The sequence below is a fragment of the Pontibacter virosus genome (assembly GCF_003096355.1).
Classification (GTDB): Bacteria; Bacteroidota; Bacteroidia; order Cytophagales; family Hymenobacteraceae; genus Pontibacter; species Pontibacter virosus.
Map to the genome: position 1 here is coordinate 372,024 of NZ_QEKI01000001.1, position 15,159 is coordinate 387,182.

Below are 15,159 nucleotides of genomic sequence, written 5' to 3' on the forward strand. Positions count from 1 at the left end.
ACAACCAGCAGGTATAAGGATTGTTTGTGGTAGCTAAACTTTTATGGAAAAAAAACGAGGCTGATTAAATTTGTACCTTTGCAGCGGTCCATGAAACACTATACTCCGGAAGAGAAAGATTTTATACAACTGCACCAGCACCGCAATCCCGCTGAGCTGATGCTTCAGGCAAGCCGTTACCCACATTTGCCGGTTGCTGAGTTGGTTAAACAGATACAGGCGCGGCAGAAAGCGGCGGACAAGCTTCCAACATGGGTGGCGCACCCGGATGTGGTTTTTCCGACGTCATTGTCTGTAGAGCAAACGTCTTCAGAGGCAACCGCAGCCTACAAAGCGTCAGTTGTGGAGGGCAAACTGCTCATCGACCTGACAGGTGGGTTTGGGGTGGACAGCTTCTTTTTCGCAAAACGGTTTGAGGAAGTGGTACATGTGGAGCAGAATAGCGAGCTATCAGAAATAGCCGCCTATAATTTTAAACTGCTGGGCGCTGGGAACATCGATGCTGTAAACACGACTGCTGAAGATTTCCTGCAAAACTTTACCGGTCGTGCCGATGTGCTATACCTGGACCCGGCACGGCGTGGCGATAGGCACGAGAAAGTACACCTGCTACAAGACTGCGAACCGGATGTGTTGCAGCTACTGCCTCTGCTATTTGAAAAAGCGGATGCGGTGCTGCTTAAAACCTCACCTATGCTCGATATTGAGCTGGCCCTGGAGCAACTGGGCTCCACAGCACAGGTATGGGTGATCGCGCTGCACAACGAATGTAAGGAAGTGCTCTACCTGCTTCAGCCCCATGCGGCCACCAACCCTGCGCGCCATGCGGTCAACTTACTACCGGACGGTAGCTTACAGTCGCTCACCTTTCATAGAGAGCAGGAAGAGCAGACATCTGTCAGCTTTGCCGACCCGAAAGCATATCTTTACGAGCCCAACTCGGCTATACTTAAATCAGGAGCCTACCGCAGTGTGGCTGGCCAATATGGTCTACACAAGCTGCATCCCAACAGTCACCTCTATACCTCCGACCAGCTTATAACTGATTTTCCCGGCCGCGCTTTTGTCTGCCAAGGTATAGGGCGCTATAATAAGAAAGAGCTCCTGGCCAGACTGCCGCAGCGCAAGGCCAATATCACGGTGCGCAATTTTCCGGACTCGGTAGCCGAAATTCGTAAGAAGACAGGTATAAAAGAAGGCGGTGAGGACTATCTCTTCTTTTCAACAGACATGCACCAGAAGCCAATTGTGATATACTGCCGGAAAGTGCCAGCTCCCATAAAGTAATTTTTTCATATTTATTTAAGGCACTTTAATTTTCCGGCCTCTTCCCAAAGTACAACCCGTCTTTTGGCCATCTATCGCCATTTAGTTGCTCAATAAGCTCACTAATAAGCACATACACCCACTGTTATACTTGCATAACGCTATATAAACATACTGTTTATAGCCGGTTTTATTGCTATACCTGTTCTAACACGGATAACTCTAAATTACTAACTGTTAAAAACTTAACTCGTAAAATAGAGAGTCCCGTCCGAAACGGAGACATCATGTTCAATTTAAATACACGAAAGCTATGAAACGTAATAATGAGGAAAATCAGAATCAGAATATGAAACGCGGTAATGAGGATAACCTGAACCAAAATCAGGGTCAGAATCAAAATCGTAACAGTAATCAAAATCAACCAAGAAACCAATCCGGCGAGTTTGAGAGCACTTCCCGTTCTCAGAACAATCCTTCCGGCCAGAGCGGTCGAGGTTCGCAGGCAAGTAACAGCAACCAGGGCCAGGGCTGGCACGGTGACTCAGAAGGCCATGCACAGGCCGGCCGTCAGAGCCATAAGAACGACAGTTCATCGTCTTCTATAAGTAACAGTTCATCTCAAAGTGGACAGTCACAGGCCAGAAGTGGCAGTCAGTCCCAAGGCAGAACAAGCGATCAGACGCAGGCCAAGAGCAGTAACCAGTCTCAGGGCAGAAGCCAGAACCAAGGCAAAGGTTGGCACGGCGACTCAGAGGGCCATGCCGAAGCAGGACGCCAGAGCAACAAGAATAACAGCAATTCAGGCTCCAGCAACGACAATTCTTAATATAGTTTAGCTGAATATAAGACAGAAAAGCCCGTGGCAGATGCTGCGGGCTTCTCTGTTCGCACAAACCAGTGCGGTAAGGCTTCGTAAACCGAGCATAAGACACATTTTATAACCAAACTAAAAATTCAAAGCTATGAAAAACGAGAAAGAGAATAAGAACATGCCGAAAAACCAGCAGTCCAACACGGGCAAGTCTGGTTCCAAAAAAGACATAGGCAACGACCTGCACAAGGATGCAGTAGGGAAAATGGGATCCAACAACCCAACACCACAGGCCCGTACCGACAACGAGCAGAAAAAGAAGTAAAGCAACAGGTATGATTTTCTTTTCAAAAGCTCCTGCTTTGCTGATTTCAATCAGCAAAGCAGGAGCTTTTGTGCATTCTACTTCTTACGGCTGACCCACTTATTGCCCTTCAGCCAGAAGCGCCAGGGCAAAAGCGCGTCTTCGCCGGCATAGTCTATACCGATGCGGGGGCCGACGGCTATACCTTCGGCGGACAAGGCTATCCCTTTGTCTTCTATCCAGATGGTGTCGCCGGTAAGCGGTGCCCCGTAATGGCTGCGGTCTATACCCAGGGCGATGCTCATCACGCCTGGTCCGGCTGTCAGGTTAGGCTTGGGAGTGACCATGTTGCGACGCAGCAGCATTTCCTCTATCCCTTCTGTCGGTTCGATGGCCCGGACGAGCACGGCATCGGCGCTTCCTTCCACATTGGTAATGATGTTGAATAGGTTGTACATGCCATACACCAGGTATACATACGCTACGCCACCTTCATGGTACATGATCTCGGTGCGCCGGGTTCGTCGGTTCATATGGGCATGGCAGGCCTTGTCATTTGTGCCGGAGTAAGCCTCCGTTTCCACGATCATACCTCCCGTCAGCAGGCCATCATGGTTCGTGTAGAGGTATTTCCCCAGCAGGTCCTGCGCCACCTGCACCACATCGGTTCGGGTATAAAAGTCTTTCTTGAGTTTCACGGGTGTAATGAGTAATTAATAATGATGAATGAATAATGGCGAATGAATAGGTAATGGCTATACACTATGCGCTATACCTGCCTGTAAGCGAATGATTAACAGGTATACGAAAAACAAGCTCATTGGCCAATCCCTTCTCATTAGCCTCATATCATGGTTCGTCATCAAATGCTGCTCACCAAGTTCTAATTACTAATACCTCATTAACCACTATTCATTGTTCCCTACTCATTCACCATTACTCACTCATCATTCGCCATTATTCATTCGTCATTATTCATTAAAACAATTACCTTTGCCCTCAGATTGGTGGCCTTGTTGTAGCAACGACAAAGCCTTAATAGGGAAATAGGTGTAAAACCTATGCTGTTCCCGCAACTGTAATCTTCTTAAAAAGGGTAAGCCAAAACCACCGCCACTGTGCCGCACGACGCATGGGAAGGCTGGCTGACCTGAAGAGAGCCAGGAGACCTGCCAGTCCGACAATCATTAGTCGTATGCTTTCGGGTAAAAAGCTGCACGGCCTTCGCTATACCTGCGCGCGCTGTTCCTGCCCATACCTGCCTGCATGCTTCGGGATCTAAGCAAGCGTATACGTGGCAAAGTTTCTTTACCGTCTTTTCTCGTGCCTGGCCCTTTTGCCAGGTATAGCACCGGTTGCCATGGCGCAGCAGGATACTACGTTGTACCACCTACGCACCGTCGAAATCTTCGGCAAGCCCGCGGAGGTCTTTGCCTCCGGCAGCCGCGTAAGCACCCTCGACAGCAGCTTCATCAGTACGTATGCCTCCGGCTCGGTAGCAGATGCCCTACTGGCCCGCACGCCGGTATTCCTGAAAACGAACGGTCCAAGCGGTATTGCTGTGCCCGCCTTCCGCGGCACGAGCCCTACCCATACCGCTGTGCTTTGGAACGGACTCAACATCAGTCAACCCGCCCTGGGGCAAAACGATATGGCCTTGTTGCCTTTGAGCAGTATAGGAAGCATAGCGGTGCAGCACGGTGCGGCGGGCGCCACGTATGGCAGTGGGGCGATCGGCGGGGCTGTTTTGCTCAACTCTGCTTCTCGGCAAGAGCCCGGCTTTGGTGCGGATGTGATGCAGGAAGTCGGCAGCTTCGGGCGGTACTTCTCCAGCGCCAGCGCCCGTTACAGTGGCCAGAAAGTATCTGTTGCCTTCAGCGGCTACCATTTGGCGGCAGAGAATGACTTTACGTTCCGTGACTACGGTCGCATCGGGGCGCCCACCCGCCGGCAGGACCAGGCCCAGGTGGCACAGCATGGTTTTACGCAGGATCTTAGCTGGCAGCTTTCCCCCAATACCCGGCTGGCACTGCATGGCTGGTATACCTATGCCAACCGCGAAGTGCCGCCAGCCTTAGGTGCAGCCAACACCAACGCTGAGCAACTGGACCGGAACCTGCGCCTGATGACCGAACTGAATCACAGCAGCAACTGGGGTGAAACCTCTGTGAAAGCTGCCGTTTTCAACGATTACCTCCACTTCACTGACAACAGCAACCACTCCACTACCGATATCAACACCTACCAGGCACAGGTTGAGCAGACCTATACCTATGCCCGCCGCTGGAGCTTGCGGGGAGGCCTTAACCTGCAGCATTTCGAAGCCGATGTGCAGGGCTATGGCCGGCAGGTCACAGAAGATCGCGCTTCTGCTTTCCTACTCTTCCGCTACGACCCCAGCAAACGACTCGACCTGAGCCTAAACCTGCGCCAGGCCTTTGTGAAAGGCTACAACCCCACTCCTGCCCCTACCCTGGGTGGCAACTGGCTCATGCTGGAGCACAAGGAGCACAAGCTATACCTGAAGGGCAATGTGTCGGGCAGCTACCGGGTGCCGACGCTGAACGAGCGCTTCTGGCAACCGGGCGGCAATCCGGATATTAAGCCGGAGCAGGGCTGGAGTTTCGAAACCGGCCTGCGCCACCGCTATACCCTGGGCCCTGTTCACCTCGACTCTGAAGTATCGGTCTACCGTATGCTGGTGGATAACTGGATACAGTGGATGCCTGTCACGTCTGGCTACTGGTCTCCCCGCAACCTGCAGAAAGTGCGCACCCAAGGTATAGAGCTTAGCAGCCGCGCCAGCACCACACTGGGCAGTTGGCAACTCGCTGCCACGGGCGCCTATACCTATACTGCGGCAGAGCAGGTAAAAGCCTACGAAGGAAACCAGGAACTGAACCGGCAGCTCGCCCACGTACCGCTGCATAAAGCCCAGCTGAGTACCGACCTCTCCTTCCGCGCCTGGACGCTGCTCGGCCACCTGACACACACCGGCTTCCGCTATACAGACAACAGCAACGTCAGCAGCCTGCCCGGCTATACCTTGCTCAACCTCGCCCTGCAAAAGAAATTCACCCTCGGTCAGTATCCACTCGTTGCGTCACTGCGCAGCGACAATGTGACCGACCGCACTTATACCGTGCTCGAAAATATGCCGATGCCGCCACGAAGTCTGGCTGTCGGCTTACGCTTTGTCATACCTTAGTTTCACACCCATACCTTAATAACATGAAAAAAATTACCCGTTTCCGCAGCTATCTTTTGTCAGCTGCTTTTGCCTTTGGCGCTATCGCCCTTTCCGGCTGCGACGACGAGACCGACAGCCCTGCCGGAGAATATGCCCGCAATGGCGTCTTTATCTCCAATGAAGGCGCTTTTACAAAATCAAATGCTTCGGTGAGTTTTTACAGCCACGACAGCAAATTGGTGGAGAATGAATCGTTCAAGAAAGTGAACGCGCCACTGGTGCTCGGCGACGTGCTGCAGCACATGGTACAACAGGGCGACAGGCTATACCTGGTGATGAACAACAGCGGCAAGGTAGTGGCGACTAATGCGAATACCCTCAAAGCCGAAGGCGAAATTGCCGGGCTGGAGGCTCCCCGTTACTTCGCCGCCCTTAACGATGACAAGGCTTACGTGACCGAGTGGCTGGGTTATGACCCCGCTACTTATTTGTACGGCAACGGCCGTGTAGCTGTGGTGGACCTCAAGACGCTGACTGTTACCAAAACTGTCACGGTAGGCGTGCAGCCGGAGCAGCTCGTTATAGCCGGAAGCAAACTGTACGTAGCCAACAGCGGCGGCAACACGGTAACGGTCATCAACACAGCAACTGACGCCATTGAAACAACTATAACGGTAAACGATGGACCGAACAGCCTGGCCCTGGACCGCAATAATGTGCTTTGGGTGAGCAGCCAGGGTATTAAGGCTTACGACCCGGTCGACTGGTCAGTGAGCGAAGAGAACAGCACGCCCGGCTCTCTTGCTAAAATCAACACAGGCAGTAATGCGGTGATGAGCACCCTTACGTTTAGCCGGAACGCACCGGCTCCGGGCAAGCTTACGCCAAATCCAAACGGCGACAAGCTATACTATGTATTCAACAACAAGGTATGGGTGCAGGACGTCAACTCTAGCTCCCTGCCCACGAAACCTCTTATTGACCGCGGCACTTACGTTCCTTACGGCTTCAATGGCTTAGGTATAGAACCCGCAAGCGGCACCATCTATGCCGGCAAAGCTACCGACTATGCCTCCAACGGCTGGGTAGTGCGCTACAACCCGCAGAGCGGTGCTGCAGTCGATTCGTTCCGGGTAGGTATAGCCCCGAACGGCTTTGTTTTCCGTTAACAGTTTCTGGACTATAAAAAGCACAATGCCCGGCGCTCACTAAACAGAGCGCCGGGCATTGTGTTTTATTTCCTGAGTCAGGTTACATTACTGGTTCGGATTGGGCTTCAGATCTTTGTCGTAGCGTTTATCGCGCTTGCCTTCCTGGTTAAAGGCGCTGTCGCCGATGGCGGTGCCTTCACGGCCTTCGTAAACGTCCTCGTAGTTTTCGGTAGTATCGCCATAGGTGCCGCTGCGGTCCACTTCTTCGGTTCGCTCATAATCGCTGCGCTCGGTATTAGTCTCGCCGGGGTCGGTGCCGGTATTACAGGATGCCATACCTATACCTAGCAGTACGCCCAGCACAGCAGCCGTTGTCTTTATCGATTTCATAGTTTTTCCGTTTTAGATTTTCAAAGCACCATACCGCATCAGGGGATGGCTCTTTAATGTACGACCACCCTACAATTAGAGTTAAAAAAAGCTACACACGCCGCGTATTTGCCGTATGACCTAGAATACTAAACCATAAAGCTATGATGAACGGGAAAAGCAAGTCTGATCAGGAAAAGAGCTCAAAGGAAATGTCGTCGGACAAGAAGAAGGTAACAGCCGACAAGCAAACGCCGCCACCGCAGGGCAAGGGCACAAACAATCCGGGCCATACCAAAGACGACAGTTCGGACGCAGAGGCACAAAAAGGACATGCCTGATAACGCAGCTATCGGTCTAACGCTTAACTTTGCGGCTATACCTGGTCTGCCATGAAAAAGAACTTTTTGAATCCGGCGCTTAAACGCAAACTGCTGGTTATCTCCTTGCTGTGCCTGCTGATAGCCTCCGCCCTGCAACTCTATACCTTTGGCTTTGCCGATAACTTCTTCATAAACTGGCTGCGTATGTTTGTGGTGCTGTTTGTGCTGGTGGCAGGCACGGTGCTGGCCATTGTGCCCGGAGCCAATTACCTTGTCAATAAAACATCGCAGCTGCTTAGATAGACGCTGCTATGCCTCAGATAAACGAAAAGCCCGCGATAGCATCACGGGCCTTTTGTTTTAGGGAACAATTGAAACACTTACACCATCACAAGCCATTGCTCCAGGTTTTATGCATGAATCTAAATTCACCGATTTAACCCTAGCTTTTACGCCCAGAAGCATTCAACTATAGATGATAATAATGCAAATATAAGTATATTAAAATAGATTTATATAATTAAATACAGCATTAGTGCATAAATATTTCAGCCTTATTTCGCATTGTCTCTAAACCCCTCATTCCCAAGGCCTCTACACTGAACCCTGATTGCAGCAGAACTGTTAACCTGAAAGCATGTGTTCATAAAGCGCAGCATAATCAGTAGTTTTGCAACCCGCGCCCTGTTGGGCGTTTGTTATTTAAAGATTCCCGAGACTTGAAGAAACCATCTATCCTGCTCATAACACCGCCGCTCACGCAGCTGAACACGCCATACCCTGCCACTGCCTACATCAAAGGCTTTCTCACAAGCCAGGGCTATTCTGTTACGCAGGCGGATTTTGGCATTGAACTGGTCTTGCGCATGTTCACTAAAGATGGTTTAACCCGGATCTTCCAGGCGGTGGAAGCAGGCGAATTCGAGCTGTCTGACAACAGCCGGCGCATCGTGCGACTGAAGCGGGAGTACCTCAACACCGTTGAGCCGGTTATCCGCTTTTTGCAGAACAAGGACAACACACTGGCCCAGCAGATCAGCTATAGCCGCTATCTGCCCGAAGCCTCGCGCTTCGATCAGGTGGAAGACATCGAATGGGCTTTTGGCAGCATGGGTATAACGGACCGGGCCCGCTACCTGGCTACGCTATACCTGGAGGACCTGGGTGACCTGATCAAAGAAACGATCTGCCCTTATTTCGCCTTTAGCCGCTATGCCGAAAAACTGGCTTTGTCGGCTACCTCCTTTGATCCATTAGAAGAGTCGCTGCAGACGGAACCGAACCTGGTGGACCAGATGCTGCTGGAGCTGCTGGAAGAGCGTCTGCAGGAAGTGCAGCCGGATGTGGTGGGCTTCTCCATACCTTTCCCGGGCAACCTGTACGGCGGGCTGCGACTTGCTCAATATGTAAAGCAAAAGTATCCGCACATCCATACCCTGATGGGCGGTGGCTACCCGAACACCGAGCTACGCACGCTCCGAGAGCCGCGTCTGTTCAAGTACATCGATTTTGTGACGCTGGATGACGGCGAAGGTCCTTGGCTGAAACTGCTCGAGTACCTACGAGGCGAGCGTCAGGTGGACTTGCTACAACGCACCTTCATGCTGCAGGACGGCCAGGTCGACTACGTCAACGGCTGTCTTGATAAAGATATTCCGCATACCGAAGTCGGCACGCCTGACTACAGCGACCTGCCACTGCACGATTACCTGTCGGTGATAGACGTGATTAATCCGATGCACCGCCTTTGGAGCGACGGCCGCTGGAACAAGCTCACCGTCGCCCATGGCTGCTACTGGAAGCGCTGCTCGTTCTGCGACATCACCCTAGACTATATCTCCCGCTACGAAACGGCCCCGGCCACTTTGCTGGTCGACCGCATTGAGCAGATCATTGCCCAAACCGGCCAGACGGGCTTTCACTTCGTAGACGAGGCTGCGCCGCCTGCCGCCCTGCGCGACCTGGCTATCGAACTCATTCGCCGTGGCGTGAAAATTACCTGGTGGGGAAACATACGCTTCGAAAAGACCTTTTCGCCTGACCTCTGTCGCCTGCTGGCTGCCTCGGGTTGTATTGCGGTGTCGGGTGGGCTGGAAGTAGCCTCCGACCGTTTGCTCGACCTGATGAAAAAAGGCGTTAGTATTGCCCAGGTGGCACGTGTAACTGACGGCTTTACGCAGGCCGGCATCATGGTGCACGCCTACCTCATGTATGGTTTCCCGACCCAAACGGCTCAGGAAACCATCGATTCGCTGGAAGTTGTGCGGCAGCTGTTCCTGCACGGTGTGATCCAGTCTGGTTACTGGCACCGCTTCAGCATGACGGCGCACAGCCCCGTAGGCAAGCACCCAGAGAAATTTGGTGTGGTAAAAGTTGGTCCGCCGGCGGGAGACTTCGCCAACAACGACCTCTGGCACGACGACCCGCAGGGCACCGACCACGAGCTGTTCGGCCCTGGACTGGCTAAGGCGCTCTACAACTTCATGCATGGGGTAGGGCTGGAGGAGCCGCTCTCTTTCTGGTTCGATTTCAAAGTACCACGTGTGACCACCGACCGCAACCTGATCGCCAAAGCCATACAGGAACCTGCCAAACCGGACAGCGAGCGCAAGTTGGCGCGTGTGTTCTGGCTGGGCAATGTGCCGGAAATCGACTTTATGATGTACGCCAAGAAAGGCCAGACCATTGAGCGCTGCGTACTCACTTTCTACGAAAAAGCGGAGGACTTCGAGATCAAAACCACGGCGAACATCGGACAGTGGCTGCTGGAGCAGTTGACCCTACTGGCCGCTGAAGATGCGCCAGCTATGACGCTGAAGCAACTGGAAGAAACGTATCCACAAGACGCGCATCTGAACTTCGCGGAGTTTCTGGCCTCGCCGGTTTGGTTTGAGCTGCGGGAAAAGGGGCTGCTTTTACTGTAGGCCGATAATAAAGGAGTTGGTAAATTCTGATTCGCTGGGTATACCTCAAACGGGCAGTATAACTTTTTAGCATAAAAACAGAAATGGCGCCTTATCAGCGCCTTTTCTGTTTTTAAACGGATCCACCGTTTCGAGTTTATTGCATCTGAATGAAAGGGCTATACCTGTGCAGTACGCCTCTTTAGTTCTTCATATAGCTATCCCGCACCGCCTTGAACTCAGAGCCGGCCTTCCACTGGGGCCACTCCGAAGAACCAGCCAAACGCTGACCTACCTGGTAAAGTAGCTTCAGATCTTCGACTACCCCGTCCATTTTGTAATCAGAGTGCAGCTGATCGGTTGCTTTGTGGTAATAGTTGGCGTAATACTCGTCGAGTTTCTTCTTGCCTGCCTCTTTGCCGCCTTCCACCAGGTCCACACCCGGCCCGATAAAGAGCGCAGGTATACCTATTTTGGCAAAGTTGAAGTGGTCAGATCGGTAGTACAGGCCCGCCTCCGGATTTTCTTCCGGCGCAATGTAACGCCCTGCCGCCTCAGCCTCCGCTGTGATATAGTCCTCCAATTCTGACTGACCTATACCATATAATACCACATCTTTGGTTTTACCGTAGGGGTTCATCATGTCCATGTTGATGTTGGCCACCGTCTTCTCTTTTGCGAATACCGGATTCTCAGCGTAGTAGGCCGATCCCCACAGCCCCTGCTCCTCTGCCGTTACGGCCAAAAAGACTACCGTACGCTCCGGCTGCACCGACTGGGCTTTGAACGCTTTGGCAATCTCCAGCAGGCCGGCTACACCACTGGCATTGTCTACGGCTCCGTTATAGATGCTGTCTCCTGCCGCGTCGGCCTTGCCTATACCTAAGTGGTCCCAGTGACCGGTGTAGATGATGGTTTCGTCAGGGCGCGTGCTGCCGGTGATTTTGGCAATGAAGTTAGAGGTTTTGTCGTAGCGGGTCTTCACTTTCATGGAGGTACTAGCCTGCAGGTTCAGCGCGAAAGGCTTGTTGCCGGGTTTAGCTGCTTTGCTAAGCACAGACTTATAATCCATACCTGCGGCAGCAAAAAGTTTTTCGGCGATCGGTGTCGTTACCCAACCTTCCATGGCGCAGCGATAGGTTTCTTTGCCACGGCTGTCGAGGTACATTTTGGACGTGTTCCAGTTGTTCTGCACCACCTGAAAGCCATAGCCAGCCGGCTCTGTATCGTGAATGATCAAGGCGCCTTTCGCTCCCTGACGGGCGGCCTCTTCAAATTTGTATGTCCAGCGACCGTAATAGGTCATGGCTTTGCCCTTGAACACCGCCGGGTCCTGGGTATAGAAGCCGGGGTCGTTGACCAACATCACCACAATTTTGTCTTTCACATCCAACCCTGCATAGTCGTTCCAATTGTACTCCGGCGCCACAATACCAAACCCGACAAACACCATCTCCGTGGGGTCGATGTTGACAGCCTCATCTGTACGGCGGGTCCAGATCACGTAGTCGTTGCGGCCCTCCAGCTGCATGCTTTGCTTGCCTTTGATGGTCATGTTTGGGCTGGCAGTGGTGTTTACCTCCACCATCGGCACCTCCTGGAAATAACTATCGCCATTGCCCGGCTCCACTCCCAGTGCTTTGAACTCCCGCTCCAGGTAGTCCAGCGTTTTCTGCTCGCCGGAGGTAAACGGCTTGCGTCCTTCCATATCATCAGCGGCCAGTGCAGTCAGGTAATGGCTATAGCTTTCCGTTGTAAGCGCAGCCACGGTTTCGGCACCGGCTTCTCCTGTCTCAGGGCTGGAAGACTGGCAGGCGGAAAACATACCGGCCATGAGGACAGGCAGCACAAGGGGTCTGATCTTTTTCATCATAGTGAATGTAGATTGATTGAATTGGCAGTAGCTGCTAAGGTATAGCAGCTACTGAAGTGTTAAAGTACATAAAGCTAATCAAGAAAAAAAGAAACTCGGTTTGGGCCATACCTTATACCTTATTGCTGCGTAGCCAGCTCCTACTCATACCTCTCAAGAAAATCACCAGGTATAGCAACAGCCTTTGGAATAGACACACGTGGCTGGAACACAACGCGAGGTCAGGTAGAGTCACAGCATCACTAAAAGCAAAAAGCACCCACAACTTATCGCCGTGGGTGCTTCTCCATTTGTAATCCTATACCTTAATCACGCTTTGATTTGAGCAACTGCCGTAATTCCGCCAGTTCGTCGCGGTACTTGGCGGCTTGCAGGAAGTCGAGGTCTTTGGCAGCGGCTTCCATTTGCTTCTCAGTTTTCTTGATCAGCTTTTCGAGTTCGTCGCGCTTCATCATCTGAATCACCGGTTCTGCTGCAAGCGACACTTCATCCGGACCAGCGTACATCTTCACTTCCTTCTTCTTAGAGTCCGCTACGGATGTCTGCTCAAAGATCTCATCCTTCGTTTTGAGGATGGTGCGCGGCGTGATGCCGTGCTCTTCGTTGTAGGCCATCTGCGTCGCGCGACGGCGGGTGGTTTCGTCAATCGCTCGTTGCATGGAGCCGGTGATGCGGTCGGCATACATAATCACACGTCCACGCTCGTTACGGGCGGCGCGTCCCATGGTCTGGATCAGGGAGCGCTGGTCACGCAGGAAGCCTTCTTTATCGGCATCGAGGATGGCTACCAAACTTACCTCCGGCAAGTCAAGACCTTCACGCAGGAGGTTCACCCCTACCAGCACATCGATCTCACCTAGGCGCAGTTCACGCAGGATTTCCACCCGGTCCAGTGTCTTCACCTCCGAGTGCAGGTATTTTACTTTTATGTTGAGGCGATCCATGTACTTGGTCAGCTCCTCAGACATCCGCTTGGTCAGGGTTGTCACCAGCACGCGCTCATTGCGCTTGATGCGCTCGTCTACCTCATCCAGCAGGTCATCCACCTGGTTAGCACTTGGCCGTATCTCGATCTCCGGATCCAGCAAGCCGGTCGGACGGATGATCTGCTCTACAATCACTCCTTCGGATTTCTGTATTTCGTAGTCGCCTGGGGTAGCGCTCACAAACACCACCTGGTGCATCAGGCTCTCGAACTCGTTGAAGGTGAGAGGGCGGTTGTCCATGGCGGCCGGCAAACGGAAGCCATACTCTACCAGTGCCACTTTGCGGGAGCGGTCACCGCCCCACATGGCGCGTACCTGCGGCACGGTTACGTGGCTCTCGTCTATCACCATCAGGAAATCGTCGGGGAAGTAGTCGAGCAAACAGAAGGGACGTGCGCCCGGGGAGCGGCGGTCGAAATAGCGGGAGTAGTTTTCTATACCGGAGCAGTAGCCCAGTTCACGGATCATCTCCAGGTCAAACTCGGTGCGCTCCTTGATACGCTTGGCCTCCACCGGACGGTCCTCTTTCAGGAAGTAGTCGTGCTGCGCCACCATGTCGTACTGTATCTCGTGAATAGCCTGCTGCAGCGTGTCCTTGCCTGTCACGAAGAGGTTAGCCGGGTAGAGCGTCACAGCCTTTTCATCGGCTATCTTCTTGCCCGACACCGGATCGATGCGGTGGATTTGCTCCAACTCGTCGCCGAAGAAGTAGAGTCGGTAGGCAAAGTCGGCATAGGCCGGAAAGATATCCACCGTGTCGCCCTTCACGCGAAATGTTCCACGTGTGAACTCTGCCTCGGTGCGGCTGTAGAGGATCTGCACAAAGGTATAGAGCAGGTTATTGCGGCTATACTTCTGGCCCGGCGCCAGGTAGATCACGTTCTTGCCGAACTCCTCCGGGTTACCGATACCGTAGATACACGACACCGATGCCACCACAATCACATCGCGACGCCCCGAAAGCAAAGCGGAAGTAGTGTGCAGACGCAGCTTTTCGATTTCCTCATTGATTTGCAGATCCTTCTCGATGAATACATCCGAAGAGGCAATGTAGGCCTCCGGCTGGTAGTAGTCGTAGTACGAAATAAAGTATTCGACCGCATTGTCGGGAAAGAACTGCTTAAACTCACCGTACAGCTGCGCGGCCAGTGTTTTGTTGTGGCAAAGTACCAGCGTTGGCTTGCCGGTATTCTTTATCACGTTGGCCATGGTAAAGGTCTTGCCCGTACCTGTGGCACCCAGCAGCACCTGTACCGGCTCTCCGTTGTTGATGCCCTGCGTAAGTTGGTCGATCGCTTTTGGCTGGTCGCCGGTTGGTTGAAATTCTGATGTTAGCTTAAAATCCATTCGTTGGTTTTAGGACTTGTAAAGATATACTATAACATGAAAAATGGACTGTAAGTTTAGCCTTTGTCAATATAATAGTAGTCACGACACGCATACCCCGGAAACAAAAAACCTGCTCTGAGAGCAGGTCTTTGCATGTTTAACTATTCCTAACAATTAATATAAATTAGGCACTCTGTAAAAACTGTTTTACTCATCTGAACAAACCTGTTTTACCCGCACCGGCGGAAACATCATGTAGATAGCGGTACACAATGGTCCGTACTCAGTGTTGCGCTCAAGGGAAAGATACGCTACTTTACCGGAGTGCCTTAATGACTCGGGCAGGTTGTCGGTGGTTACAAAACCGCTCTGCAATTGCCCTATGTACTGGTTGCTGCGTTGCTCACCTGTACCGTCGGTATCCATAATCTGGAGAACATACCATCCGGCTTCGCAATCGGGGCCCACCACCTCTACCTGCAGGCAGGCCGGAACTACCTCTTCCTGATCAGCGCAGCTTACAAGCAGCAGCGCCAGCAGCAGGTATAGCACAACAAGGGACAGGACACTTTTCATAGTTTTATGTTGTACTAACGGCGTTGGTGAGCAGGGCTACCCAACGCGGGCATCGATTGCCGGACTGTTGGATGT

Annotated in this window: 13 protein-coding genes and 1 riboswitch; of the genes, 8 read left to right on the forward strand and 5 right to left on the reverse strand. The window is 52.5% G+C overall.

Annotation, left to right across the window (positions count from 1 at the left end; all coding sequences use genetic code 11):
• Positions 1-90 precede the first annotated feature (90 nt).
• From C8E01_RS01560 to C8E01_RS21545, 3 genes are all read left to right on the forward strand, one after another.
• The gene (locus C8E01_RS01560; protein WP_116541590.1) at positions 91-1,287 is read left to right on the forward strand and encodes a THUMP-like domain-containing protein; all 1,197 of its coding nucleotides are present in this window, start codon (positions 91-93) and stop codon (positions 1,285-1,287) included.
• Positions 1,288-1,579: 292 nt separating this feature from the next.
• Complete coding sequence (locus C8E01_RS01565; protein ID WP_116541591.1) at positions 1,580-2,095, forward strand: hypothetical protein; 516 nt, start codon at positions 1,580-1,582, stop codon at positions 2,093-2,095.
• Between the two features lie 136 nt (positions 2,096-2,231).
• Positions 2,232-2,405, forward strand: a complete 174-nt coding sequence (locus tag C8E01_RS21545; protein ID WP_165820530.1) for a hypothetical protein — start codon at positions 2,232-2,234, stop codon at positions 2,403-2,405.
• Positions 2,406-2,482: 77 nt separating this feature from the next.
• Here C8E01_RS21545 and C8E01_RS01570 read toward each other — a convergent pair whose 3' ends face one another.
• Entirely contained in the window at positions 2,483-3,082 is a 600-nt protein-coding gene (locus C8E01_RS01570) for a DNA-3-methyladenine glycosylase (RefSeq protein WP_116541592.1), read from the reverse strand.
• 290 nt (positions 3,083-3,372) lie between these two features.
• Positions 3,373-3,575: riboswitch (cobalamin riboswitch) on the forward strand.
• A gap of 103 nt (positions 3,576-3,678) precedes the next feature.
• On the opposite strand from C8E01_RS01570, the gene C8E01_RS01575 reads away from it, so the two are divergent.
• Entirely contained in the window at positions 3,679-5,592 is a 1,914-nt protein-coding gene (locus C8E01_RS01575; RefSeq protein ID WP_133242700.1) for a TonB-dependent receptor plug domain-containing protein, read from the forward strand.
• Between the two features lie 23 nt (positions 5,593-5,615).
• Positions 5,616-6,743: a YncE family protein gene (locus C8E01_RS01580; RefSeq protein ID WP_116541594.1), complete on the forward strand. Its 1,128-nt coding sequence runs from the start codon at positions 5,616-5,618 to the stop codon at positions 6,741-6,743.
• A gap of 87 nt (positions 6,744-6,830) precedes the next feature.
• Here C8E01_RS01580 and C8E01_RS01585 read toward each other — a convergent pair whose 3' ends face one another.
• Positions 6,831-7,115, reverse strand: coding sequence for a hypothetical protein (locus tag C8E01_RS01585; RefSeq protein ID WP_116541595.1), 285 nt, complete (start codon positions 7,113-7,115; stop codon positions 6,831-6,833).
• 143 nt (positions 7,116-7,258) lie between these two features.
• Here C8E01_RS01585 and C8E01_RS21550 point away from each other — a divergent pair, with 143 nt between their 5' ends.
• The 3 genes from C8E01_RS21550 to C8E01_RS01595 all read left to right on the forward strand — a co-directional run bounded on the left by C8E01_RS21550 (position 7,259) and on the right by C8E01_RS01595 (position 10,341).
• Positions 7,259-7,435 (forward strand): hypothetical protein, encoded by a 177-nt coding sequence (locus C8E01_RS21550; protein WP_165820531.1) that lies wholly within the window; start codon positions 7,259-7,261, stop codon positions 7,433-7,435.
• Positions 7,436-7,486: 51 nt separating this feature from the next.
• A complete protein-coding gene (locus tag C8E01_RS01590; protein ID WP_116541596.1) occupies positions 7,487-7,720 on the forward strand; it encodes a DUF2798 domain-containing protein in 234 nt (77 codons plus the stop codon).
• A 416-nt stretch (positions 7,721-8,136) separates the two neighbouring features.
• Positions 8,137-10,341 (forward strand): B12-binding domain-containing radical SAM protein, encoded by a 2,205-nt coding sequence (locus C8E01_RS01595; RefSeq protein ID WP_116541597.1) that lies wholly within the window; start codon positions 8,137-8,139, stop codon positions 10,339-10,341.
• Positions 10,342-10,522: 181 nt separating this feature from the next.
• Here the strand turns inward: C8E01_RS01595 and C8E01_RS01600 are convergent, their stop codons facing one another.
• The 3 genes from C8E01_RS01600 to C8E01_RS01610 all read right to left on the reverse strand — a co-directional run bounded on the left by C8E01_RS01600 (position 10,523) and on the right by C8E01_RS01610 (position 15,084).
• Positions 10,523-12,193 carry a M28 family metallopeptidase gene (locus C8E01_RS01600; RefSeq protein ID WP_116541598.1) on the reverse strand — a complete coding sequence of 557 codons (1,671 nt, stop codon included), beginning with the start codon at positions 12,191-12,193 and terminating at the stop codon, positions 10,523-10,525.
• 305 nt (positions 12,194-12,498) lie between these two features.
• Positions 12,499-14,526, reverse strand: coding sequence for an excinuclease ABC subunit UvrB (uvrB, locus tag C8E01_RS01605; RefSeq protein WP_116541599.1), 2,028 nt, complete (start codon positions 14,524-14,526; stop codon positions 12,499-12,501).
• Between the two features lie 189 nt (positions 14,527-14,715).
• Positions 14,716-15,084, reverse strand: a complete 369-nt coding sequence (locus tag C8E01_RS01610; protein ID WP_116541600.1) for a hypothetical protein — start codon at positions 15,082-15,084, stop codon at positions 14,716-14,718.
• Between the last annotated feature and the right edge of the window lie 75 nt (positions 15,085-15,159).